Origin of the sequence: Paracoccus sp. DMF (assembly GCF_004407025.1) — a bacterium.
Taxonomy (GTDB): Bacteria; Pseudomonadota; Alphaproteobacteria; order Rhodobacterales; family Rhodobacteraceae; genus Paracoccus; species Paracoccus aminovorans_B.
The window spans coordinates 100,822-122,034 of record NZ_SOKV02000009.1; the positions used below are offsets into that span (position 1 = coordinate 100,822).

General features: G+C 65.6%; 26 protein-coding genes, 1 tRNA gene, 2 pseudogenes and 1 riboswitch. Of the genes and pseudogenes, 20 read left to right on the plus strand and 9 right to left on the minus strand.

The window, feature by feature from the left end; genetic code table 11:
• Nucleotides 1–46: 46 nt before the first annotated feature.
• The 8 genes from E3D03_RS07730 to E3D03_RS21380 all read left to right on the plus strand — a co-directional run bounded on the left by E3D03_RS07730 (nucleotide 47) and on the right by E3D03_RS21380 (nucleotide 7,085).
• Nucleotides 47–664, plus strand: coding sequence for a hypothetical protein (locus tag E3D03_RS07730; RefSeq protein ID WP_062561326.1), 618 nt, complete (start codon nucleotides 47–49; stop codon nucleotides 662–664).
• Nucleotides 664–999: a hypothetical protein gene (locus tag E3D03_RS07735; protein ID WP_062562259.1), complete on the plus strand. Its 336-nt coding sequence runs from the start codon at nucleotides 664–666 to the stop codon at nucleotides 997–999. Before E3D03_RS07730 ends, E3D03_RS07735 begins: the two co-directional genes overlap by 1 nt.
• A gap of 60 nt (nucleotides 1,000–1,059) precedes the next feature.
• On the plus strand, nucleotides 1,060–1,842 hold the full coding sequence (locus E3D03_RS07740) for an SDR family oxidoreductase (protein WP_062561325.1): 783 nt from the start codon (nucleotides 1,060–1,062) through the stop codon (nucleotides 1,840–1,842).
• A gap of 68 nt (nucleotides 1,843–1,910) precedes the next feature.
• A riboswitch (glycine riboswitch) is annotated at nucleotides 1,911–1,999 on the plus strand.
• A 132-nt stretch (nucleotides 2,000–2,131) separates the two neighbouring features.
• Nucleotides 2,132–3,244: a glycine cleavage system aminomethyltransferase GcvT gene (gene gcvT / locus E3D03_RS07745; RefSeq protein WP_263566476.1), complete on the plus strand. Its 1,113-nt coding sequence runs from the start codon at nucleotides 2,132–2,134 to the stop codon at nucleotides 3,242–3,244.
• A gap of 10 nt (nucleotides 3,245–3,254) precedes the next feature.
• Nucleotides 3,255–3,611: a glycine cleavage system protein GcvH gene (gcvH, locus tag E3D03_RS07750; protein ID WP_062561323.1), complete on the plus strand. Its 357-nt coding sequence runs from the start codon at nucleotides 3,255–3,257 to the stop codon at nucleotides 3,609–3,611.
• A 136-nt stretch (nucleotides 3,612–3,747) separates the two neighbouring features.
• On the plus strand, nucleotides 3,748–6,573 hold the full coding sequence (gene gcvP, locus E3D03_RS07755; protein WP_263566477.1) for an aminomethyl-transferring glycine dehydrogenase: 2,826 nt from the start codon (nucleotides 3,748–3,750) through the stop codon (nucleotides 6,571–6,573).
• A gap of 111 nt (nucleotides 6,574–6,684) precedes the next feature.
• Nucleotides 6,685–6,760 (plus strand) — tRNA-Ala (locus tag E3D03_RS07760).
• A gap of 100 nt (nucleotides 6,761–6,860) precedes the next feature.
• Entirely contained in the window at nucleotides 6,861–7,085 is a 225-nt protein-coding gene (locus tag E3D03_RS21380) for a DUF6538 domain-containing protein (RefSeq protein ID WP_411969806.1), read from the plus strand.
• Between the two features lie 271 nt (nucleotides 7,086–7,356).
• Here E3D03_RS21380 and E3D03_RS07765 read toward each other — a convergent pair whose 3' ends face one another.
• Both E3D03_RS07765 and def read right to left on the minus strand, forming a co-directional pair.
• Nucleotides 7,357–7,902 (minus strand): peptide deformylase, encoded by a 546-nt coding sequence (locus E3D03_RS07765; protein WP_263566478.1) that lies wholly within the window; start codon nucleotides 7,900–7,902, stop codon nucleotides 7,357–7,359.
• Nucleotides 7,895–8,416 carry a peptide deformylase gene (def, locus tag E3D03_RS07770; protein WP_062561317.1) on the minus strand — a complete coding sequence of 174 codons (522 nt, stop codon included), beginning with the start codon at nucleotides 8,414–8,416 and terminating at the stop codon, nucleotides 7,895–7,897. The genes E3D03_RS07765 and def overlap by 8 nt, the downstream gene beginning before the upstream one ends.
• Before the next feature lie 76 nt (nucleotides 8,417–8,492).
• Between def and E3D03_RS07775 the strand changes: the two genes are divergently transcribed.
• The 6 genes from E3D03_RS07775 to E3D03_RS07805 all read left to right on the plus strand — a co-directional run bounded on the left by E3D03_RS07775 (nucleotide 8,493) and on the right by E3D03_RS07805 (nucleotide 14,046).
• Nucleotides 8,493–9,677 (plus strand): MalY/PatB family protein, encoded by a 1,185-nt coding sequence (locus tag E3D03_RS07775; protein ID WP_263566479.1) that lies wholly within the window; start codon nucleotides 8,493–8,495, stop codon nucleotides 9,675–9,677.
• A complete protein-coding gene (locus E3D03_RS07780) occupies nucleotides 9,674–10,315 on the plus strand; it encodes a murein L,D-transpeptidase family protein (protein ID WP_263566480.1) in 642 nt (213 codons plus the stop codon). The genes E3D03_RS07775 and E3D03_RS07780 overlap by 4 nt, the downstream gene beginning before the upstream one ends.
• Nucleotides 10,316–10,383: 68 nt before the next feature.
• Nucleotides 10,384–11,760 (plus strand): MATE family efflux transporter, encoded by a 1,377-nt coding sequence (locus tag E3D03_RS07785; protein WP_263566481.1) that lies wholly within the window; start codon nucleotides 10,384–10,386, stop codon nucleotides 11,758–11,760.
• Between the two features lie 31 nt (nucleotides 11,761–11,791).
• Entirely contained in the window at nucleotides 11,792–12,028 is a 237-nt protein-coding gene (locus E3D03_RS07790) for an Lrp/AsnC ligand binding domain-containing protein (RefSeq protein ID WP_017998660.1), read from the plus strand.
• A gap of 1,159 nt (nucleotides 12,029–13,187) precedes the next feature.
• The gene (locus E3D03_RS07800) at nucleotides 13,188–13,631 is read left to right on the plus strand and encodes a PBECR2 nuclease fold domain-containing protein (RefSeq protein WP_263566482.1); all 444 of its coding nucleotides are present in this window, start codon (nucleotides 13,188–13,190) and stop codon (nucleotides 13,629–13,631) included.
• A gap of 100 nt (nucleotides 13,632–13,731) precedes the next feature.
• A complete protein-coding gene (locus tag E3D03_RS07805; RefSeq protein WP_263566483.1) occupies nucleotides 13,732–14,046 on the plus strand; it encodes a phage virion morphogenesis protein in 315 nt (104 codons plus the stop codon).
• Here E3D03_RS07805 and E3D03_RS07810 read toward each other — a convergent pair.
• A complete protein-coding gene (locus E3D03_RS07810; protein WP_263566484.1) occupies nucleotides 14,043–14,198 on the minus strand; it encodes a hypothetical protein in 156 nt (51 codons plus the stop codon). The two genes, E3D03_RS07805 and E3D03_RS07810, sit on opposite strands and share 4 nt — an antisense overlap.
• 53 nt (nucleotides 14,199–14,251) lie before the next feature.
• On the opposite strand from E3D03_RS07810, the gene E3D03_RS07815 reads away from it, so the two are divergent.
• From E3D03_RS07815 to E3D03_RS07835, 5 genes are all read left to right on the plus strand, one after another.
• Nucleotides 14,252–14,518, plus strand: a complete 267-nt coding sequence (locus E3D03_RS07815) for a hypothetical protein (RefSeq protein ID WP_263566485.1) — start codon at nucleotides 14,252–14,254, stop codon at nucleotides 14,516–14,518.
• Nucleotides 14,519–14,529: 11 nt separating this feature from the next.
• Nucleotides 14,530–15,033 carry a thermonuclease family protein gene (locus tag E3D03_RS07820; protein WP_263566486.1) on the plus strand — a complete coding sequence of 168 codons (504 nt, stop codon included), beginning with the start codon at nucleotides 14,530–14,532 and terminating at the stop codon, nucleotides 15,031–15,033.
• A 465-nt stretch (nucleotides 15,034–15,498) separates the two neighbouring features.
• Entirely contained in the window at nucleotides 15,499–15,771 is a 273-nt protein-coding gene (locus tag E3D03_RS07825; RefSeq protein ID WP_263566487.1) for a hypothetical protein, read from the plus strand.
• A gap of 182 nt (nucleotides 15,772–15,953) precedes the next feature.
• Nucleotides 15,954–16,151, plus strand: coding sequence for a hypothetical protein (locus E3D03_RS07830; RefSeq protein ID WP_263566488.1), 198 nt, complete (start codon nucleotides 15,954–15,956; stop codon nucleotides 16,149–16,151).
• 318 nt (nucleotides 16,152–16,469) lie between these two features.
• Nucleotides 16,470–17,726, plus strand: coding sequence for a lipase family protein (locus E3D03_RS07835; RefSeq protein WP_263566489.1), 1,257 nt, complete (start codon nucleotides 16,470–16,472; stop codon nucleotides 17,724–17,726).
• A 13-nt stretch (nucleotides 17,727–17,739) separates the two neighbouring features.
• Here E3D03_RS07835 and E3D03_RS07840 read toward each other — a convergent pair whose 3' ends face one another.
• Together E3D03_RS07840 and E3D03_RS07845 are read right to left on the minus strand one after the other, a co-directional pair.
• Nucleotides 17,740–18,249 (minus strand): DUF4150 domain-containing protein, encoded by a 510-nt coding sequence (locus E3D03_RS07840; protein WP_318013715.1) that lies wholly within the window; start codon nucleotides 18,247–18,249, stop codon nucleotides 17,740–17,742.
• On the minus strand, nucleotides 18,161–19,147 hold the full coding sequence (locus E3D03_RS07845) for a DUF2169 domain-containing protein (protein WP_263566490.1): 987 nt from the start codon (nucleotides 19,145–19,147) through the stop codon (nucleotides 18,161–18,163). The genes E3D03_RS07840 and E3D03_RS07845 overlap by 89 nt, the downstream gene beginning before the upstream one ends.
• Before the next feature lie 228 nt (nucleotides 19,148–19,375).
• Between E3D03_RS07845 and E3D03_RS07850 the strand changes: the two are divergent.
• Nucleotides 19,376–19,736: pseudogene (locus tag E3D03_RS07850) on the plus strand (transposase); the annotation flags it as partial.
• A 173-nt stretch (nucleotides 19,737–19,909) separates the two neighbouring features.
• Here the strand turns inward: E3D03_RS07850 and E3D03_RS07855 are convergent.
• From E3D03_RS07855 to E3D03_RS07870, 4 genes and pseudogenes are all read right to left on the minus strand, one after another.
• Complete coding sequence (locus tag E3D03_RS07855; RefSeq protein ID WP_263566491.1) at nucleotides 19,910–20,257, minus strand: hypothetical protein; 348 nt, start codon at nucleotides 20,255–20,257, stop codon at nucleotides 19,910–19,912.
• 65 nt (nucleotides 20,258–20,322) lie between these two features.
• On the minus strand, nucleotides 20,323–20,586 hold the full coding sequence (locus tag E3D03_RS07860; RefSeq protein WP_263566492.1) for an ATP-binding protein: 264 nt from the start codon (nucleotides 20,584–20,586) through the stop codon (nucleotides 20,323–20,325).
• Nucleotides 20,587–20,665: 79 nt separating this feature from the next.
• Nucleotides 20,666–20,938 (minus strand): helix-turn-helix domain-containing protein, encoded by a 273-nt coding sequence (locus tag E3D03_RS07865; protein WP_263566493.1) that lies wholly within the window; start codon nucleotides 20,936–20,938, stop codon nucleotides 20,666–20,668.
• A gap of 134 nt (nucleotides 20,939–21,072) precedes the next feature.
• A pseudogene (locus tag E3D03_RS07870) lies at nucleotides 21,073–21,213 on the minus strand (IS3 family transposase); the annotation flags it as partial.

Genomic DNA, 21,213 nt, shown 5'->3' on the forward strand with positions numbered 1-21,213 from the left:
GGCCGGGCCAGGGGGCAAGTTCCCCGGTGGGAGAAGGAAGACGTTCATGAGGTTTCTGATCCGCATCGCCCTTTTGGCGCTGGTCGCCGCGACGCCGCTGATGGCGGACGAAGCGGGCGATCTGGTCTTTGCCGAACGCGGCCCCTGGCAGCTGGAGGGCAAGCCGCTGGTCTGGACGCTGACCCAGACCGGCCCCGAGGTCGAGGGCTTCACCCCGCTGGGTCAGGGCACGATCTCGCTGACCCAGACCACCGACGCCTCGGACGGCAAGCCGGTGCTGGAACTGCTGGAAAAGACCGCGCGCATCGACCGCAGGATCGGGCCGTTCCCGGTTTCGGGCGGCGATCCGGCGCTGACCTTCTTCCTGGAAACCGTGTCGCGCGACATGGCGGCGCTGACCGGCGGCAGCCCGTTCTATATCCGCAACCGGCTGAAGGACGCGCTGTTCCGGGGCGGCGAGGTCCGGCGCGAGGATGGCGCCACCGTCGCGGTCTTCGTCCCGTTCCAGGGCGACAAGAACAGCGGCCGCATGCTGGGGTTCGAGACGCTGGAGCTGCGCTTCACCCTGGACGAGCCCAAGGCACCGATCCGCGCCATGGCGGCGCGCACCGGCCCCCTGGCGGGCGGGCAGCCCGCCTATGACAGCGCGATGGTGTTGAAATGATGCTGCGGCCAATCCTGACGGCGGCGCTTGCGATCTGGGCCGGATCGGCCGGGGCGCAGGCGGTGAACGACTATCCCACCAATGCCCGGGCGGATTACGTCTTCGTCTGCATGGCGGCGAACGGCCAGACCCGCGACATGCTGGAAAAATGCAGCTGCGCCATCGACCAGATCGCCTCGGTCCTGTCCTATGACGACTATGTCAAGGCCGAGACGGTGCTCTCGATGCAGCATATGGGCGGCGACCGCGCCGCGGCCTTTCGCAGCACCGGCAGCAACGAGATGGTCGCGAACTATCGCCGGGCCGAGGCCGAGGCCGAGATCCTCTGTTTCTGAACTGGACAATCGCCCGCGCCCGCGCTTCCCTGTCGGGTGACCGACAGCGAAAGGAACGCCATGGATCTGGGCATCAGGGGCAAGAAGGGGCTGGTCTGCGCGGCCTCGAAGGGGCTCGGGCGCGGCTGCGCCGAGGCGCTGGCCGAGGCCGGGGTCGACTTGGTCATCAACGCCCGCGGCGCCGAGGCGCTTGAGGCCACCGCCCACGATATCGCCGCGCGCCACGGCGTCCGGGTGACGCCGGTTGCGGCTGACATCACCACCGAGGCGGGCCGCGCCGCGGTGCTGGCGGCCCTGGGCGGCGCGGCCGATATCCTGGTCAACAACGCCGGCGGGCCGCCGCCGGGCAAGTGGACCGACTGGTCGCGCGAGGATTTCATCCGGGCGCTGGACGCCAACATGCTGACCGCTGTGGCGCTGATGCAGGCGCTGGTGCCGGGGATGATGCAGCGCGGCTGGGGCCGGGTCGTCAACATCACCTCGCAATCGGTGCGCACGCCCATCGCCATCCTGGGCCTGTCGAACGCCGCCCGCGCCGGGCTGACCGGCTTTGTCGCCGGCATGTCGCGGCAGGTGGCGGGATCGGGCGTGGTGGTGAACAACCTGCTGCCCGGGATCCATGCGACCGAGCGCGCCTATGCGCTGGACAAGGGCGTGGCCCAGGCCGAGGGCATCGAGATCACCGAGGCCCGGCGCCGGCGCGAGGCGACGATCCCGACCCACAGCTATGGCCTGCCCGAGGATTTCGGCGCCGCCTGCGCCTTCCTGTGCAGCCAGCATGCCCGCTTCATCGTCGGCCAGAACCTGCTGTTGGACGGCGGCGCCTCGAATATCTCGATCTGAGCCATGGAACCGATGCGACAAAACGGTGCAGGGCTCTTGTCAGCTTCGCGCGTGCCGGCTACGACTTAAGTCGGAAATCGGGAGACGCTGGCGCAAGCCAGGGCCGAAGGAGCAACCGCCCCGGGAATCTCTCAGGCAAAGGGACCGTTTTCCGCCGAAGACTCTGGAGAGAGGCGGCCCAGGGCCGTCCGCCGAAGGGATAACGATCTCAGGCGCCCCGGTCGGGGCAGGGACAGAGGGGGCATCTGATGCGGGCGGGATCACCCTGTCCGGGAAACAGGAGATGCCCATGGCCGAGCTACAGCGCACGCCGCTTCACGATCTGCACGTCGCGCTGGGCGCGCGCATGGTGCGCTTTGCCGGCTGGGAGATGCCGGTGCAATATCCCATGGGCGTGCTGGCCGAGCACCTGCATACCCGCGCGCATGCGGGGCTGTTCGACGTCAGCCACATGGGCCAGGTGATCCTGCGCGGGCCGGAGGTGGCGCGGGCGCTGGAAACCCTGGTGCCCGCCGATGTGGTCGGGCTGGCGCCGGCGCGGCAGCGCTACGGCTTGTTCACCAATGCGGCGGGCGGCGTGCTGGACGACCTGATGATCGCCAACAAGGGCGATCATCTGTATCTGGTGGTGAACGCCGCCTGCGCCGCGCAGGACATCGCGCATCTGCGGCAACTGGAAGCCCAGGGCGTGACGGTCGAGCCGGTGACGGATCGCGGCTTGCTGGCCTTGCAGGGCCCCGAGGCCGAGGCGGTGCTGGCGCGGCTGCTGCCGGGCGTCGCCGCGATGCGCTTCATGGACGTGGCCGAATGCGACTGGCAGGACGCGCGGCTCTGGATCAGCCGTTCGGGCTATACCGGCGAGGACGGGTTCGAGATCTCGGTGCCGCTGGGGCAGGTCGAGGCGCTGGCGCGGGCGCTGCTGGACCAGCCCGAGGTGGCGCCCATCGGCCTGGGCGCCCGCGACAGCCTGCGGCTGGAGGCCGGGATGCCGCTTTACGGCCATGACATGGACGCCGAAACCACGCCGGGCGCGGCGGGGCTGGGCTGGTCGATTCCGAAGCTGCGCCGCGCGGGCGGTGCGCGGGCCGGCGGCTTCCCGGGCGCCGAGCCGGTGCTGGCGGAACTGGCCGCGGGTCCGGCGCGGGTCCGACAGGGCCTGCGCCCCGAGGGTAGGGCGCCGATCCGCGAGGGCGTCGCGATCTTCGATGCGGCCGAGGGCGGGGCGCAGATCGGCACGGTCTGTTCCGGCGGCTTCGGCCCCTCGGTCGGCGCGCCCATCGCCATGGCGATCCTGCCGGCGGCGCTGGCGCCCGGCGACACGGTCTGGGCCGAGCTGCGCGGCAAGCGGCTGCCGGCGACGATCACCCCGCTTCCTTTCCACCAACCCGGCTACAAGCGTTGAGAGGCCAGAGATGCTGAAATTTACCGAAGACCATGAGTGGCTGAAGCCGGAGGGCGACGAGATCACCGTCGGCATCACCGCCCACGCCAGCGAGCAGCTGGGCGACGTGGTGTTCATCGAGCTGCCCGAGGTCGGCCGCGAGGTCGAGGCCGGCGAGGAGATCGTGGTGATCGAATCGGTGAAGGCGGCCTCGGATATCGTGGCGCCGCTGGCGGGGGTGATTACCGCGGTGAACGAAAGCCTGCCCGACGATCCCGGTGCGGTGAACCAGGACGCCATGGGCACCTGGTTCTTTCGCATCAAGCCGGCCGATGCCGATCTGTCGGGCTTCATGGACGAGGCCGCCTATCAGGCGCTGATCGGGTGATGTTTTGCCGGGCCTGACGGCCCGGCGATGGCGGGGGCGCTTCGCCCCCCGCACCCCCCGAGGGTATTTCTGAAACGGAGAAGGCCGGGGCTTCCCGGGCGGTTTCCAGGGCAATGTTATTCCGACGAGGCCGATGATGGGCAAGTGGACGCCGACTGACTACAACCCCGACGATTTCGCCAACCGGCGCCATATCGGGCCGTCTCCGGCCGAGATGCAGGCGATGCTGGCTGCCGTCGGGGTCGAGAGCCTGGACGCATTGATCGCGCAGACCGTGCCCGCCGGCATCCGCCAGGCCGAGGCGCTGGACTGGCCGGCGCTGTCCGAGGCCGCGCTGCTGGGGCGGATGCGCGAGGTGGCGGGACGCAACAGGGTGATGACCAGCCTGATCGGGCAGGGCTATTACGGTACCGTCACGCCGCCGGCGATCCAACGCAATATCCTGGAGAACCCGGCTTGGTATACCGCCTATACGCCCTATCAGCCCGAGATCGCCCAGGGGCGGCTGGAGGCACTGCTGAATTTCCAGACCATGGTGTCGGACCTGACCGGCCTGCCCGTCGCCAATGCGAGCCTGCTGGACGAGGCGACGGCGGCGGCCGAGGCGATGGCCATGGCGCAGCGCGTGGCGAAGTCCAAGGCGCGCGGCTTCTTTATCAGCGACGGGCTGCACCCGCAGACCGTCTCGGTGATCGAGACAAGGGCCGCGCCCCTGGGCATCGAGATCCTGCGCGGCGATTATGACCCCTCGGCGGTCTTTGGCGCGATCTTCCAGTATCCCGGCACCTTCGGCGAGATCCGGGACTATTCCGCCGAGATCGACGCGCTGCACCAGGCGGGGGCGGTCGCGGTGATGGCGACCGATCTGCTGGCGCTTTGCGTGCTGAAGGATCCGGGCGCGATGGGCGCCGATATCGCCGTCGGCTCGGCGCAACGCTTCGGCGTGCCCATGGGCTATGGCGGCCCGCACGCCGGCTTCATGGCCTGCCGCGACGAGATGAAGCGGGCGATGCCGGGGCGCATCGTCGGCGTCTCGGTCGATGCCAAGGGCAACCGCGCCTATCGCCTGTCCCTGCAAACCCGCGAGCAGCACATCCGCCGCGAGAAGGCGACCAGCAACGTCTGCACCGCCCAGGCGCTGCTGGCGGTGATGGCCAGCTTCTACGCGGTGTTCCACGGGCCCGAGGGCTTGCGCGCCATTGCGCAGCGCGTGCATCTGAACGCGGTGACGCTGGCGGATGCCCTGCGCGCAGCCGGGGCCGAGGTGGCGCCGGAGGCGTTCTTCGACACGCTGACCGTGCGGGTGGGCGTGGGGCAGGCCGGCATCCTCGCCGCCGCCCGGCATCGCGGCATCAACCTGCGCAAGGTGGGCCGCGACCGGGTCGGCATCGCGGTCGACGAGACCACGGATGCGGGCGTCATCGCGCGGGTGCTGGACGCCTTCGGCATTTCGGAGCCGGCGGTGCCGGCCCGGGCGCCGGCGATCCCCGAGGGCCTGCTGCGCGAAAGCGACTACCTGACCCATCCGGTCTTTCACATGAACCGGGCGGAATCCGAGATGATGCGCTATATGCGCCGCTTGTCGGACCGCGACCTGGCGCTCGACCGGGCGATGATCCCGCTGGGCTCCTGCACGATGAAGCTGAATGCGGCGACCGAGATGATGCCGATCACTTGGCCCGAATTCGCCGCGCTGCACCCCTTTGCCCCCGAGGACCAGGCCGCCGGCTATCACGAGGTCTTTGCCGACCTGACCGGGAAGCTGTGCGCGATCACCGGCTATGACGCGTTTTCCCTGCAGCCGAACAGCGGCGCGCAGGGGGAATACGCCGGCCTGCTGACCATCGCCGCCTATCACAAGGCGCGCGGCGAGGATCGCGACATCTGCCTGATTCCGGTGTCCGCGCATGGCACCAACCCGGCCTCGGCGCAGATGGCGGGGATGAAGGTCGTGGTGGTGAAGTCGGCGCCGAACGGCGACATCGACCTCGAGGATTTCGCCGCCCATGCCGCGAAGGCGGGGGACAGGCTGGCGGCGGTGATGATCACCTATCCCAGCACGCATGGCGTGTTCGAGGACACCATCCGCGAGGTCTGCGACATCACCCACCGCCACGGCGGCCAGGTCTATATCGACGGCGCCAACATGAATGCGCTGGTCGGGCTGGTGCGGCCGGGCGAGATCGGCGGCGACGTCAGCCACCTGAACCTGCACAAGACCTTCGCCATCCCGCATGGCGGCGGCGGTCCCGGCATGGGGCCGATCGGGGTTAAGGCGCATCTGACGCCTTATCTGCCGGCCGATCCGCGGACGGGCGCGGGCGCGGTTTCGGCGGCGCCCTGGGGCTCGGCCTCGATCCTCCTGATCTCCTGGGCCTATATCCTGATGATGGGCGGGGCCGGGCTGACCCAGGCGACGCGCGTCGCGATCCTGAACGCGAATTACATCGCCAGCCGGCTGGCCTCGGCCTATCCGGTGCTGTTCATGGGCAACCGTGGCCGGGTCGCGCATGAGTGCATCCTGGACATGCGGCCCTTTGCCGAGCATGGCGTGACCGTGGACGACATCGCCAAGCGGCTGATCGACAACGGCTTCCACGCACCGACGATGAGCTGGCCGGTCGCCGGCACGCTGATGGTCGAGCCGACCGAGTCGGAAACCAAGGCCGAGATCGACCGGCTGATCACCGCCTTCCTGGCGATCCGCGACGAGATTGCCGCGGTGGCCGATGGCCGCATCGCGCCCGATGCCAGCCCGCTGCGCCACGCGCCCCATACGGTCGAGGACCTGGTCGCCGGTTGGGACCGCGCCTATTCGCGCGAACAGGGCTGTTTCCCGCCCGGGGCGTTCCGGGTGGACAAGTACTGGCCTCCGGTCGGGCGGGTGGACAATGCCTATGGCGACCGCAACCTGGTCTGCACCTGCCCGCCGCTGGAAAGCTATGCCGAGGCGGCGGAATAGGGGTGCCCGGCGGCCGGTCGGCGGGGATGCGTGCTGGGAAAAAAGAATGCCGGGGCTCCCGGGATTCCGCCCTTGACAACCCCCGGGCCTTGGGCGAGATAGCAGCCGGATGGGGCCGTAGCTCAGTTGGTAGAGCGCATCGTTCGCAATGATGAGGCCAGGGGTTCGATTCCCCTCGGCTCCACCAGTTAATCGCAAAGCTTTGAATTTCAAGGATTTTCCCGCAGCGCTCGGGTGAATTTCGGCTTGTGACGCGGGAAGGTGTTACAGCGGAGCTGCTCGCAGCCGTGCCCGGACACACCCGCTTGGCCCGCCGTGGGCGATCCCGCGCCGCTGTCCCGCAGGACATCAAGTCCAGCCATCCCAAGGCCGAGGAAACCTTCTCGCTCAAGACCAAGGATTATGCTGACGCCCTGCGGCTGGTCCGTCTGACTGCTGCCGAGGTGGACGGGCGCTTGCTGCCCACCGCCGCAAGATTGCCTTGGAGCGGGCCAGCCTTGTTGACGAACTGACGCCCGACGAGATCGCAGCCGCCAGGGCTTCCCGCTGGATGACGACGTCCGGCAGGACGGCTTTGCCGATGACGATGCCCTTGATCAGGCCCGCGCCCCGGCCTTGATGCGCATGGCGCGGCGGTCTCTGGTCTGCTGGGCATGAGGACGGCGTGGCCTTCCGCACGTCATCGACGACACCCCGCGGGCTGAGACCGCAGCGGGGCGCAGGAACCGTCACGTCCAGGCGGGCCGGATGGTCCCCCCGCCACGGTCTCGCAAGGCGCAACCTTCAGCGATCGGCCTGGCCAGTGAAGTCCAGGATCAGGCGGCCGTCCAGATGGTCGGCCTCGTGCTGGGCGATGCGGGCCTCGATGCCCGACAGGCACAGCGTCAGCAGCGCCCCGGTCAGGTCGAAGCAGCGCAAGGAGATCACCGCGGGCCGCGTCACGGTGACGGGATGGCCGGGGATCGACAGGCAGCCTTCCTCGAGCGTCTCGGTTTCGGCGCCCAGGGCGGCGATGTCGGGGTCCAGCACCACGCGGGGCAAGGGCGTGCCGGTCTTCCAGCCGTGGTCCATCACGAAGATCCGCCAGGGCTCGCCGATCTGCGGCGCGGCAAGGCCACGGCCGCCGGCGTCATACATCGTCGCCAGCAGATCCGCCGCCAGCGGCAGGATTCGGTCCCAGCCCAGACGGCCGACCGGCAGGCAGGCCTGCCGCAGCAGCGGGTCGGGATGGATCAGGATCGGCCGCACCCGGCCCAGCCCCGCCAGCGCCGCCGGGTCCGGGCCCTGCGGTTGGGCGGCCTGATCCTCGCCGGACAGCGGTTCAGGCACGGGCGCGCTCGCGCTTCAGCTTGACCATCTTGCGGGTGATCAACTGGCGCTTGATCGGGCCGAGGTAGTCGATGAACAGCTTGCCGTCGAGATGGTCGATCTCGTGCTGGGCGCAGGTGGCCCAGAGCCCGTCGAAGTCACGCTCCTGCGTCTTGCCGTCCAGGCCCAGCCAGCGCACCCGCACCTGGGCCGGCCGCGTCACGTCGGCGTAATGGTCGGGGATCGACAGGCAGCCCTCTTCATAGGTGTTCAGCGCCTCGGAGCGCCAGGTGATCTCGGGATTCAGCATGACGACGGGCTGCGGCTCGGCCTCGGGGTCCTTGTTGCAATCCATGACGTAGAGCCGCGACAGCACGCCCACCTGCGGCGCCGCCAGGCCCACGCCCGGCGCGTCATACATGGTGGCCAACATGTCGGCGGCCAGGGTCTCGATCTCGGGCGTGATGCGGGCCACGGGCTCGCACGGCTTCTTCAGGCGCGGATCGGGGTGAAGGATGATGCTGCGCAATGTCATGACCGTGATCTAGGCCAAGCCTTGGCCTTGCGCAACAACGCGCTATGGTGGCCGGGCATTGAAAATGAGAGGGACCATGGCCCAGCCCGATTTCGACGAGATCATCGACCGCACCGGCACCGCCTGTTCGAAATGGGACGACATGCAGGCGAGCTATGGCGTTTCGCCGAAGGACGGCATCGCCATGTGGGTCGCGGACATGGACTTCCGCCCGCCGGCCTCGGTCCAGCGCGCGGTCGAGCGGATGGCGGCGCATGGCGTCTATGGCTATCCCGGCGCGAACCCGGCCTATCTGGACGCGATCCGCTGGTGGATGGCGAACCGGCACGGCTGGGCGATCGAGCCGGACTGGATCCTGACCGTGCACGGGCTGGTCAATGGCACCGCGATCTGCGTCGATGCCTTCACCCAGCCCGGCGACCGGGTGATCGTGATGACGCCGGTCTATCACGCCTTTGCCCGGGTGATCCGCGCCGCGGGTCGCGAGGTGGCGGAATTCCCGCTGGCCATCGAGGACGGCCAATACCGCATGGACTGGGACGGCTGGGCCCGCCAGCTGACCGGGCGCGAGCGCATGCTGATCCTGTGTTCGCCGCACAATCCCGGCGGCCGGGTCTGGTCGCCCGAAGAGCTGCGCCAGGTCGCCGATTTCTGCACCGCGCATGACCTGATCCTGGTCTCGGACGAAATCCACCACGACCTGGTGATGCCCGGCGCGCCGCGCCACACGGTCATGGCCAAGGCGGTGCCCGGCATAGCGTCGCGGCTGGTGACTCTGACGGCGGCGACCAAGAGCTTCAACATCGCCGGCGCCCATATCGGCAATGTCATCGTCGCGGACGAGGCGCTGCGCAAGCGGCTGCAAGGCCGGATGATGGCGCTGGGGATCTCGCCCGGGCTCTTCGGCCTCGGCATGGTCGCCGCCGCCTATTCGCCCGAAGGGGCGGCCTGGGTCGATGCGCTGGTGGCTTACCTCGACGGCAACCGACGCATCTTCGACGCAGGCCTGGCGGCGATTCCGGGGCTGGCCTCGATGCCCTTGCAGGCGACCTATCTCGCCTGGGTCGATTTCTCGGGCACCGGCATGGAGCGGGCCGAGTTCACCCGCCGGGTCGAACAGGGCGCCCGCATCGCCGCCAACCACGGCGGCAGCTTCGGCACCGGGGGCGAGGACTTCCTGCGCTTCAACCTCGCCACGCCGCGCGCCCGGGTGGCCGAGGCGCTGGCGCGGCTGCAAGAGGCGTTCCGCGACCTGCAATGAAGCGGCTAGGCGGGCTTTTCTCGGCGCTGTGCCTGGCGGCGCTGGTCTGGGGGCTGTGGGTGCTTTGGGCGCCGCAGCCCGTGCCGCCGCAGGTGCCGCCCCCGGCGCAGGGCTGGCACTGGCCGCGCCTGCCGGACTGGCGGTTGCCGGAATGGCGCCTGCCCAGGCTGCCGCCGATCCTGCCGCGCCCGCCCGCGCGGCCCGAGGCGCCCATCGCCTCGCCCGTCGCGCGCATCCTGGTCGAGAAATCCGCCCGCCGCATGACCGTCTGGCAACGCCAGGGCGGGCCGCGCCGCTTCCGCATCGCGCTGGGTTTCGCGCCCGAGGGCGACAAGAGCCGCCAGGGCGACGGCCGCACCCCCGAGGGCATCTTCCGCATCGACCGGGTGAACCGGCAAAGCGCCTATCACCTGTCGCTGGGCCTCGACTATCCGCAGCGCCACCACCGCGAGGCGGCGCGGCGCGGCGGCTACGACCCGGGCGGCGACATCATGATCCACGGCCAGCCGAACCAGGTGTCCGACGGCTACAAGGTCAAGGGCGACTGGACCGCCGGCTGCATCGCCATCACCAATGCCGAGATCGAGGAGATCTTCGCCCATGCCGCCATCGGCACCGAGGTCGAGATCCGGCCCTGAGCCTGCCGTCGGGGCAAATATGTCCAGACATCTTGCCGCCCCGACTGCCCGGCGATAAGGCAGGAGCCATGATGATCGCCCGTTACGCCCCGCATCTGCGCGCCACGCTGGCGCTGGGTCTGCCGCTGGTCGGCAGCCACCTCGCGCGCATGGCCATCCATGTCGCCGATACGGTGATGATGGGCTGGTATGGCGTGACCGAGCTGGCGGCGCTGGTGATCGCGGTCAGCTTCTTCAACATCCTGTTCTTCCTGGGCATGGGCTTCGGCATCGGCGTCATGGGCCTGATCGCCGCCGCCATCGCCCGCGGCGACGAGGTCGAGGTGCGCCGCGCTGCCCGCATGGCGCTGTGGCTCTCGATCGTCTTCGCGGTGCTGATGCTGCCTGCGCTGTGGCATTCCGGCCCCATCCTGCTGGCGCTCGGCCAGGCGCCCGAGGTGGCCCGGCTGGGCCAGGACTATCTGCGCATCGAGGGCATCGGCCTCATCGCCGTGCTGTGCCAGCTGACGCTGAACAGCTATCTTGCCGCGATGGAGCGCACGCAGGTCGTGCTGTGGATCACGCTGGCCGGCCTGCCGCTGGTCATCGCGCTGAACTGGGTGCTGATCTTTGGCAATCTCGGCGCGCCCGAGCTGGGCGTGCGCGGCGCCGCCATCGCCGCCGTGATCGTGCAGTTCAGCCAGCTTCTCGCCATCGTCGCCTATGCCGCCTGGCTGCCCGCCGCCCGCAAATACCACCTGTTCCAGCGCTTCTGGCGCCCGGACTGGGTGGCGATGCGCCAGGTCTTCCTGCTGGGCATGCCCATCGGCCTGACCATGGTGGCCGAGGGCGGGCTTTTCGTCGGCTCGAACGTGATGATGGGCTGGATCGGCACGCGCGAGCTGGCCGCGCATGGCATCGCGCTGCAGCTTGCCTCGCTGACCTTCATGCTGCATCTCGGCATGTCCAATGCCGCGACGGTGCGCGTGGGCCAGGCCAAGGGGCGCGGCGACGCGGCCTGGATGCGCGACGCGGCGGTGACGGTGACCGCGGTCTCGGCGGTCTGGGCGCTGCTGGCGGTGGCGGCGTTCGAGCTGTTCCCGCGCCAGCTGGTCGGGCTCTACCTCGATGCCACCCACCCCGAGACGCCGGCCATCATCACGCTGGCGGCGGGCCTGCTGTTCTATGCCGGCCTGTTCCAGCTGATGGACGCGATGCAGGTGATCGGGCTGGGCCTGTTGCGCGGGGTGCAGGACACCCGCGTGCCCATGGTCATTGCCGGGATCAGCTATTGGCTGGTCGGCATTCCGGTCGCCTGGGGCCTGGCCTTTCCGGCCGGGCTGGGGCCGGCGGGGCTGTGGCTGGGGCTGGTCGCGGGGCTCAGCTTTGCGGCGGTGCTGCTGATGCGGCGTTTCTGGCTGGGCCTGCGCCGCGGGGACTGGACCCGCGCGGCGCCCGCGGTCTAACCTGCCGCCGCAGAAGTCAGGAGGCCCGCTCATGCGCCCGGTTTTCGTCCAGTTCCGTTGCACCCCCGGCAAGACCTATGAGGTCGCCGACGCGATCTATGACCGCGAGATCGTCAGCGAGCTTTACTCGACCTCGGGCGAATACGACCTGCTGGCCAAGATCTATGTCCCCGAGGACAAGGACGTCGGCCATTTCCTGTCGGAAAACCTGTTCGACATCCCGGACATCGTGCGCACGCTGACCACGATGACCTTCAAGGCGTTCTGACGGCAGCGGTCGGCCGACCAACCCTGCGCGCTCGGAGCCGGGCCGAATCGCAACCGCTTCTGTCAGGGAGCCGGCCGTCGTCGCGGGCCGACGCGCCATCGAGCAGGTCGCCGTGGACGCGTTGAAACCGCTTTGCCTTCGGATGCTGACTGTCCCCGTCCGAGTGGTCCGGTTTGACGCATGGACTGTGATCCATCGAGGCAATGTCTTCCGCGACCGCTGGGCGATGGCTGTGGAGTCGTAATGCTTTCTCCATTGCCCGATGAGGTTCTGCGTCTCGCGCGGGCGGCAGAACGCTCCCTCCGCTCTCCATCAGGCCGTGTTGCCAAATGGAGTCCCATGGCGTGCCGAGCGGGATTCAAGCTGATATCTGCAAGGGAGGCCAGCCGCACGAGACCTGACGTCGGACGAGGGATGGGCCTTTCACGAGCTTCATTCAGGCGATACGTGTCCCGAACGGGCGCAAGTCCTTGAACCATCGCCTTGCTCTGAACGGGATTTTCTGGCTCGCCGGCGTGACCTGCCTGAGGTCCGGAATTGTCCCCCATGTGTCACCCGGCGGCATGATGGCGCCGAACTGCCTCGCAGGCAGGTCTGACCGCTTGCATGTAGGGAACCATCAAGCGCCATTGGTAGAGGTCTCGGGGTATTTTCAACTGTCTGATTTTTATTTCCACCCGCGTCACAAGGGGCTTATCTCGAACGTTCTCCGAATTTATCGCATGGAGCTTAACCCGAGGAAAAAGCTGGCTTCTCTAACGACGCAGACGTGACCTCAGCCGCATCCCCTGCCGCCCGCCTAGCTCCTATGGTAAGCTGATCATCGTGCGCGAGGGGCGCGACTGGAAATGCAGCTGCTGCGTCCGCTCGCTCAGCGAGCGCCAGCTAAGACCAGCCCTGACACCGCCCCGGAAATCATCCGCCAGCCCTATAACCACGAGGCCACCGGCGTGGTCGAATTGCCCGAGGGCACCGGATATGGCTGGGACTACCAGCCCGGCAAGCTCTGGGAGCAAGGGCTGGTGCCGTCGCAGGTCATCGACGAGGGCGGCGGGCTGATCCATGCCGGTCGGCATGCCGTGGTGATCGACCAGCCGTCGCCCCTGGCCGATCTACTTGCCAAGCCTGGCCGTTCGCTGCCCAGCCCCTGGCCACGGGATTGGCGCCCGAGGATTACGTCCGCGCCTTCCTGCAGCCTTTCGGCGCCGATATTGGCAGCGCCGTGCTATGGCAGGACCAGGCCGGCGCCCGTGTGCCGATTTCGGACGAATTCTTCCGGGATCGGTCCGGCGCCTGGAAGATCGGCAAGCGTGGCCGCGAGATCTACACGCCGCTGATGGCCGAGGCGCTGCTGGATCCCGACGAGATCTGGTTGGGCGTCGCGGCGAAACAGGATCCGGTGCGCGACGACCTCAAGGAACTGCTGGTTGATCGGCGCTATGTGCGGGTCGGTCCTGACAAGGGCGCCCTGGTCGTGATGCAGATCGGCCGGCGCTGGTGGGAGCCCGTCACGATCTACCTGTCGCAGGACCGCAAGGGCACCCCCGACGCAAAGGGCATTCAGGTGAGACGGGGCGGGAAACTGCTCTGGAAACAAAAATGACGGCCTTGGTGATCCGACCGCCGCGCGAGGAGCTATCTGGACACATCACCTGTCTGGCTCGCCCGCAACACAGATATAGCGCCGAAACGGGGGTTTTTCAATGACAGGCATCAGTTTCCGCGCCCAGCTCGACGCGACCGAGGCGCAGAACCGGCCGCACCAACTGATGAAGCTCATGGATCAACGCCGGCCGTTCTTCGCCGCCGTGGGCGAACAGATGGTCCTTTCGGCCGGCAGGAAGTTCAAGGCCCAGGCCGCGCCGGATGGAACGCCCTGGGCGCCGCTGAAGCCGGCGACCATCAAGGCGCGCCAGGCGCTCCAGGTCGAAGATCTCGATCCTGCGCGACCGGGCTTGCTGGCCGGCTCGCTCACCATCCGAGGCCGGCAAAGCACATGCGTCTGGCGGCGGTATTAACCCGGCACCAGTGCAATCTCCGGATGGCCGGCGAATATCTCCATGACGATCTGGAAGAAGGTCTGGCCGGTGCCTGCTTCGAGCGCCTCCAGCTGCCGGCGGATGGCGTCGTTGTTGAACCGCTCTGGGTGGCGCAGCTTGCCGGTAGCCATCGCCGGGTCTCTGCCAGCCCCAGATCGGCGGCGCTCTTGTCCATGGCCAGCCAGTGCAGCCGGACCGCGCCGGCACCGTTCAGCGCGCCATAGCCACCATGGAGCATGTCGTCCAGCGCATCGAGGCTTTCGCCCAGCCGCCAGTTCTCGGCCGCCATGAGCACCCGGTTCACTTCGGCATAGAAGCTGGGAATGTCATGGAAGCGGTCACCGTCGATGGTCAACGACCTACCATGCACCGCATGCTTCCTGTCCTGGCGCTCTGCCTTGCCCTGCCGGCCTTCGCCAATGAACCGTCGAAGCCTTTCCTGGCGGGCTGACAGATGCGGACATGATGACTGCGCGCGAACGGCTGCTCGATCCGGCCCGAGCCGCGGCGACCGGGGCCATGGCGGATCTGGTCAGGGATCGGTCGGTGGAATACGTTCCGCTGGACACCGACGCTTACCGGCGGATCGTGGCGCGCTGCCATGCCGGTGGCCTTGATCTGGGCGCCGAGATGGTCGGGCGGGGGCCGGCCTGGGCCTATCGTCGCTATTCCGACGATTATGCCGATACGGAGCGCATGGCACATGCCGGCGCGCGGGGGTATCTGGAAGGGCGAATCGCAGCCCGCCTGGAGTATCGCGCCGGCCGCTGGTCGCGGGCTGCCGCAGAGGCGCCCGAGGGCTGTCCAATCAAGGGCAACATCTCGAACAAGGGCGAGCGGATCTATCACACGCCCTGGTCGCCAGCCTATGCCAAGACCCGGATCGATGAGAGCAGGGGCGAGCGCTGGTTTTGCGACGAGGGCGAAGCTATCGCCGCCGGTTTGCGCGCGGCGCGCTGGCGCTAGATTCGGAGCGTCTGAGCGGCTTTCGAATTGTCCCCATGTGTCCCCCAGGGACTTGTTAGCGCCGAAACCGCCTCGTAGGCTGAAAAGTGCTGCTCGCAGCTGATGACGTACCGTATACCCCGAGATGAATGACTAGCCGGAGAAGCCTTGCCGAGCGTCTGAGCGAGATTCTCCGCAACGCCGAACGGTATAGTTGTGCAGCACCAGGAGGATGACAGTCACGAGACGCGGGAATCGCAACCGCTTCACCCCTTTCGTCGCCTTGTCGCGGCACCGGCAGCGTGATGCCTTCGTGCGGTTGCGCCGGAGGATCGTGCGCGACACGCCGATCTACGGCAGATTGTTCACCAGCCCCCTGGTGTTGGACGAACCGGGCCGCCCGGATATTTATAGGCAATGGTTCGATGTGCTGTTTCTGGGTCTCGACGGACGCAGCATCTGGAACGCCACCATCACCACCGGCGGTTGGCATTCTGGGAGTGCATCCAGGATCTGGCCTCGAAGCAGACCCGGTCACGCCTGACCGAGGCGGAACTGGAGGAGGAATACCGCTGGAAATTCGCCCCGGCGCATTACGTCGGTCGGCAGAAGTTCTACCGGATGATCCGACCGGAACCCCGCCGTCATGCCGCGCTCGATGGCCTGACCATCAGGGAATATGAGGAGAGGGCTGCCTCGGAGATCCTGCACGACACCCCGCCTGATATCCACGAATCCTTCCAGCTGGACCGCTCGTAATCGCTATGGCATCGGGCTGGAGATCGTCGTCGATTCGCCGATTGTCGATCGGACTGCGATCGAACGCAGCATCCGGCGGTTCCGGGACCTCGGCGAGACGGATTGGCAAAGCCCCGAGCTGATCCCGCGCGACCATGATCGTCGGGGCATCCGGGACTGAAAATCTATGGAGGGCTTGGACGATGCAGCAGGCACTGCCCCTGATTCTCGAACAGACCGGTGCCCAGCCGACGCCAATGATCTCGGATCTGCTGGCCATGCAGATTCCTCCGGATGTGGGCGGGTTCTTTCTTGCCCCGGGTGAAATCCGCTCGCCCAAGGATGAGGATCAACGGGCACGCACCGACAATCAATTCGGGACCGAGCGCTGGGGACGCTGACCTCGGCGCGAACGAACGCTTCACAAGGGTTTCATCGTGAACGCACAACAGCCCAGGCAGCCTGCGTCCAATGCAGACTCTACCCAGATCCCTGGAAAAGCCATCTCGGATCTCTGTGTCCGCAGGGCGGGCATGCTCAACCTGCGGATCTATGATAATGCCCGCGACAAGGTACCTGCGCGGCTGCGGCGATACTGGGATCTCAACCACGAGCATTGAGATGAGATTTGGCGCAAGGACGATGACGATGGCTATACGGTCGCCCTTTATGCTCCCAAAGGCGGGCCGGGGAATGATCCGCTGACGCTGTGTCCACCGGTGCTGGTGTTTCGCGGCAGCGACACCGAGCCGGCAGATTTCGCCGAGCTGGCCATCGGCACGCGGCTTACCGGAAATTTCGTCGCCAATACGCCGCTCTTTTCCGCGACCCGCGTCGAGGATCTGGTTATCGACGAATCGGTTTCGGTGGCCCCGGCCTATAATGGTCGCACCATGGCGGAACTCGACGCCTCGGGACTGACGCGAGAGCCGCTGTTCGAGAACGTGTCGGGCGAGGTCACGGTCAATGTCGGCGGCTGGGCCGCGTTCCGAAGCACCGTGACGCTGCGCTATACGATCTCGTCCGCGCTTTATTATGGCGGCAATGGTGACTGGGCTGTGAATTTCGCGCAAGGTTTGGGAAGGGAGATTCCCAATCAGTATCTCAAGGCTATCGATGATGGCCTTACAGCAGCACAGGAGGCGATCTCGCGATGGAATGGTCGATTGGTCGTTACCGGGCATTCGCTGGGTGGCGGACTGGCATCGACCGCATCGATCGCGATCAGGTCACGCCATCCCAATCTGGTGATGCGCGCGATTACCTATAATTCGGCAGGACTGCATCAGAATACCGCCCACCGTGCTGGCGGAACGCTGGCAACCGCCGGCGCAGTTCCAATACGCGCGGTTCACATCAAGGACGAAATCCTCAGTTCCTTGCAAGCTCGGGGCAGACTGGTACCGTTTCTGGACGATCTTCTCTATTGGGGCCGCAAGACCATGCCCCCCGCGGTGACCAATCCCAGTCCAAGCAGGGGAAAGAGTCCCGGCCCGATGAGTCTCGGCCCGCTGACGATGAATCTTGCGCCCGAGATGGGGCAGTTGCCGACGGTCTTCACCGCGAATGTGCAAGAGCTTGGCCCGCCCATGACCGAACTTCTGCCGATCATAGCCTGCGCCAACAGCGCCCAAACCGTAACCCAGTTCGTCGAAAGGGTTGTCGAGCATCTCGTCCAGCGGGCCGGTACGGACGGCAATATCACCTACAGTCAGGTCGTCGATTTCGTCAATATATTCAGAGGCGGCAGGCTAAACCTCTCTGGCGAGGCCTTCGTCAGCGCGATTCAAACGGGCCAGCCGTTGCCGCCTCTTGATCTGGGAGATAACGATTACATCAACCAGCAACTGGAGCCCTTCGCCAACGGATTGCAGCGCGATGCCATCACCTTTGCGCGAATGATGATCGCTTCCGGCCTGTATCACACCTTCATCCCTTGTGCGTATACGTTCCTGATCGATCCGGGACCCAGGTGATATCGCCACCGCCCTATTCGACGAAGCGCAGCTTTCCCAAGGTGTTTCCCGTACCATCAGGCCCGTCGCAGTTCATCTCGTAGATGCAGCCATCCTGCAGGACCGGATGTCCATTGACGATGACATTGGATTTGTTCGTCAGGGGGCGGCACCAACCCGTGTTGATGCCCGACTTGATCCCTCCACCGGTTGCGGGTTCATTTCCCGAAACCATGCCCGTGCGGCTATCCATGGTGAACGCTTCCTGTCCGCCAAACGTGATGTTGTTCACGGTCCTTTGCGACCAGTCAAGACGGGATACGATCATATAGGGAACAGGTACCATGTTCGGACCCATGGGCGTAAGGCAGACATCCGGCGACAAGCAGACTATCATCGCTTCCTTTCCGCTATGTCGGGCCGCGCTCTTTCCCATCGTGGACCCTCTCCCCCGGTTATGGCTCGATGATGTGGATTTCGAGCGACTCATGCAAGTCGGATGTTGCGAAACTCGTTCGCCATGTAAGGGTGAGCATGTGTTCATGCTCGTGTGGGGAACGGACGTCCAGTTCGACGCTGTCCAGAACGAAGGCGACTGACCGGCCGGTGGGCATAAGCCTGCCCTGGACCTTGAGACCTGGAAGATTGAGGCGATAAGTCGGTTTGATCGGATGAAGATTATGGAGCTGAAGCTCTTCGTTTCCAAGCAGATGCGGTGAAATCTGTAGGGGCTTCGGCGCCGCATTCCAGAACCGAGGGTTGAAATCCGGAGGCAGATGGGGATGGCGGGTCTGTAGCCAGTGATCATCATAGGTTCCCGCGAGCTGCCGTCGCGGCAACCAGGTGCGGGGGATCGGCCTAAAGCCATGAACACCCAATCGGGCACGGATGTCTCGGGACGCGAGATCCGCTACAGCGCCGATCTGAGGGGCGAGGACGGGATCGTCGAAATGCTTCAGATCCCCAATCACGAAGCCCAATCCAGCAGGGTTGAATTCGTGCAGCGCCATGCTTCCGTCGGGCAGCCTGTGGGTTCCACCGTAAGCAAGGCGATAATCGATCGGAACCTGGTCCACTGGCCCAGGATCGGTCGGCTTCCATCTCCCCAGAAACGATTTTTGCCACTGTGAAGGCCCCCGCACCTCGAAGCCATAGTCCAGCAACCCCGGAATGATAACTCCAACGGGCCAGGACGGTCGGGGCTTCCCTCCTGGCGCGAATCCGATAGCACGCAAGACAATGTCGGTAGCAGGCTTTCCCGGTGCGATATCCTGTTCTCGAATGAGCGGCGCATAGGCCGGATCGCCATCGTATTCGTCAGTAAAGCCGATTTCGGACTGTCTGTCGCTTCTCGTCCATCCCTCATCTTCGCGTCGAAAAGTACCCTTGACAATAACAATAGAGATTTCTCGGCCCTGTTCGTCCCAGTGATCGAACGTCATGGATGGAAGTGAGCTATTCGGTGTTAGCCGCATATCATGAAATGAAGCAGGAGATCCGGGACAGATCCTTTCATAGGCAGTTTGCTTTCCACCCTAATTTGCTTGGTATGCGCATGCTATAGGACATAATGATCCGCGTCGAGAGCTTCGATAGCGGATGCGTTGTCGATGATCCCCCCTTGAACGGGTCCACCTTGAAGTATGGTTTGACCATGAAGGAGGACTACCATGGCACAGAAGCGACACAAGCCCGACGAGATCGTGACGAAGCTGCGGCAGTTTGAAGTGCTGCGCGGCCAGGGCATGACGATGGCGGATGCGGTGCGCCAGATCGTTTCCGAACTGACCTATTACAGGTGGCGCAAGCAGTATCGCGGCATGGGCCGCGATCAGCTTCGCCAGTTGAAGGAGCTTCAAAAGGAGGACGAGCGGCTCTCAAGGCGGTTGCCGATCTGACGCTCGACAAGCTGATCCTGACGGAGCGGCACGGGGAACCGCAGGTCCGCGCAGCGAAACTTTTGTGCCCCTCGCGCCGCCGGGCCTGTGTCGGCCACGTTCGCATTGTCCTGCCGCGTATCGCCGGGTATGCTAGGTGCTGGGGCAGCACCGCTCCACGCAGCGCCGCATTCCGCGCGGCCGGGACGACGAGCGGGACCCGACCGAAGACAAGACGCAGGCAAGAGTGCGATGGGCACCGCATCGCGGGACGTGCCTGTCGTGATTTCAATATCGATGGGGGATGGTCTTGCCGGTATCTCGCAATCAGTTCCGAAAGGAAGCTGCCTGGAACAAGAGCGTGGACGCCGATGCGCAGGCGGCCACGCTTTGATCTGCCTGCAAGCGCTCAAGAATGCCGGGATTGCTCTCAGGCTGCCGCTGCTCGGTTAAGCTAAAGTATGAAGCATAGTCGAGTTCTCGCAGAACGAAGTTATCATCTACATATGTCGCCGCAAAGCCGTGCTCCCAAGTGTATGGCCGCATTCGCTCAATCAATCTCTGATATCGCTGAGGCTCATCAGTTAGCCTTGGGGTGGCATTACCAACTCGGATGAAGGTTGTTCCATTGCATGCGGTGGGTGCGGCCGTCGCGGCAGGAATCTCCAGCAGCACAAGTCGCCCCTCATCGTGAGCCACCTCGCGGAACTCAAAAGCTAGGCGGGGTTGCAGTCGTGTAGTTAGCCACGTCTGAAATTCTTGCGAACCGACTTTTTTGTGAGCGGTGCAAAATTTGTGCCTGAAATATGATGCGTTCCATCTTCAACGCCCCAGACTATGTAAGCATTCTCCCGCCCTTCTAAACGGGCAGAGTTGGAGAGAGCGGAGCAGAGCTTCCCAATCATCTCAGGGTCATCGTTGTTTCGCTTGGACTCGACCCAAGCGGTTTCTGCGGGCAAAGCTCTAAAATCATTAACTGGGTCAATATCGCGTCGGCTGCTCATGTCACGTTCCTCAAAATGGCTAGGGGCGGAATAGCACTCCGCTCAATCCTGCTGCACGGCCAGGTTTTGGGAGTGATTATTACATCTGGATATCTTTATGCGATAAGAATGCTCTCGTGCCTTCACTGATTAATGCCACGCCCGGCCCCGCCGCGACCTGACCACCTTCGAGGAACTGCACGCCCTGGGCCTCAAGGGCCTTGCGGATGGCCTCCGCACTGGCGTGCTGTAGCCTGCCCTTCTCGGTCTCGAACCGCGTGATTGTGGCTGGGGTGACGCCTGCTGCTTCTGCAAGGTCTCGCACGCCTATCCGCAGTGCTGCTCGTGCCATCCGAACCTGTTCCGGGGTCAATGTTGTGTCCCTGTGTAAAAAAATTATGCCATAGCGTTGACATGGGTATGACGCTACTTTCTTAGCACAGTGGCATAATAATTCAATGTCCTGTGATGATTTGCTGGTGACCTGCCCCCCCGGACGTCCCTCGTTCATAACGAGAGTCCCTGGGGTTGATATTGGTCGGTTTCGGGTTGGGCAAGCGCGTCCGGCGCGGAGCGCCCAGTTTGCTCAAGCGCCCTGCGCGCTTCTGCCGGGGTCTGGTTGCCGAGCGAGGAATGCGGCCTGACGTG

Bases quoted from the DNA above. Each gene is read 5' to 3' on its own strand.
- E3D03_RS07730 (WP_062561326.1), top strand. From the start codon at position 47: ATGAGGTTTCTGATCCGCATCGCCCTTTTGGCGCTGGTCGCCGCGACG.
- E3D03_RS07735 (WP_062562259.1), top strand. From the start codon at position 664: ATGCTGCGGCCAATCCTGACGGCGGCGCTTGCGATCTGGGCCGGATCG.
- E3D03_RS07740 (WP_062561325.1), top strand. From the start codon at position 1,060: ATGGATCTGGGCATCAGGGGCAAGAAGGGGCTGGTCTGCGCGGCCTCG.
- gcvT (WP_263566476.1), top strand. From the start codon at position 2,132: ATGGCCGAGCTACAGCGCACGCCGCTTCACGATCTGCACGTCGCGCTG.
- gcvH (WP_062561323.1), top strand. From the start codon at position 3,255: ATGCTGAAATTTACCGAAGACCATGAGTGGCTGAAGCCGGAGGGCGAC.
- gcvP (WP_263566477.1), top strand. From the start codon at position 3,748: ATGGGCAAGTGGACGCCGACTGACTACAACCCCGACGATTTCGCCAAC.
- def (WP_062561317.1), bottom strand. From the start codon at position 8,416: ATGACATTGCGCAGCATCATCCTTCACCCCGATCCGCGCCTGAAGAAG.
- E3D03_RS07775 (WP_263566479.1), top strand. From the start codon at position 8,493: ATGGCCCAGCCCGATTTCGACGAGATCATCGACCGCACCGGCACCGCC.
- E3D03_RS07780 (WP_263566480.1), top strand. From the start codon at position 9,674: ATGAAGCGGCTAGGCGGGCTTTTCTCGGCGCTGTGCCTGGCGGCGCTG.
- E3D03_RS07785 (WP_263566481.1), top strand. From the start codon at position 10,384: ATGATGATCGCCCGTTACGCCCCGCATCTGCGCGCCACGCTGGCGCTG.
- E3D03_RS07790 (WP_017998660.1), top strand. From the start codon at position 11,792: ATGCGCCCGGTTTTCGTCCAGTTCCGTTGCACCCCCGGCAAGACCTAT.
- E3D03_RS07805 (WP_263566483.1), top strand. From the start codon at position 13,732: ATGACAGGCATCAGTTTCCGCGCCCAGCTCGACGCGACCGAGGCGCAG.
- E3D03_RS07810 (WP_263566484.1), bottom strand. From the start codon at position 14,198: ATGGCTACCGGCAAGCTGCGCCACCCAGAGCGGTTCAACAACGACGCC.
- E3D03_RS07820 (WP_263566486.1), top strand. From the start codon at position 14,530: ATGATGACTGCGCGCGAACGGCTGCTCGATCCGGCCCGAGCCGCGGCG.
- E3D03_RS07830 (WP_263566488.1), top strand. From the start codon at position 15,954: ATGCAGCAGGCACTGCCCCTGATTCTCGAACAGACCGGTGCCCAGCCG.
- E3D03_RS07840 (WP_318013715.1), bottom strand. From the start codon at position 18,249: ATGAACACATGCTCACCCTTACATGGCGAACGAGTTTCGCAACATCCG.
- E3D03_RS07845 (WP_263566490.1), bottom strand. From the start codon at position 19,147: ATGACGTTCGATCACTGGGACGAACAGGGCCGAGAAATCTCTATTGTT.
- E3D03_RS07860 (WP_263566492.1), bottom strand. From the start codon at position 20,586: ATGAGCAGCCGACGCGATATTGACCCAGTTAATGATTTTAGAGCTTTG.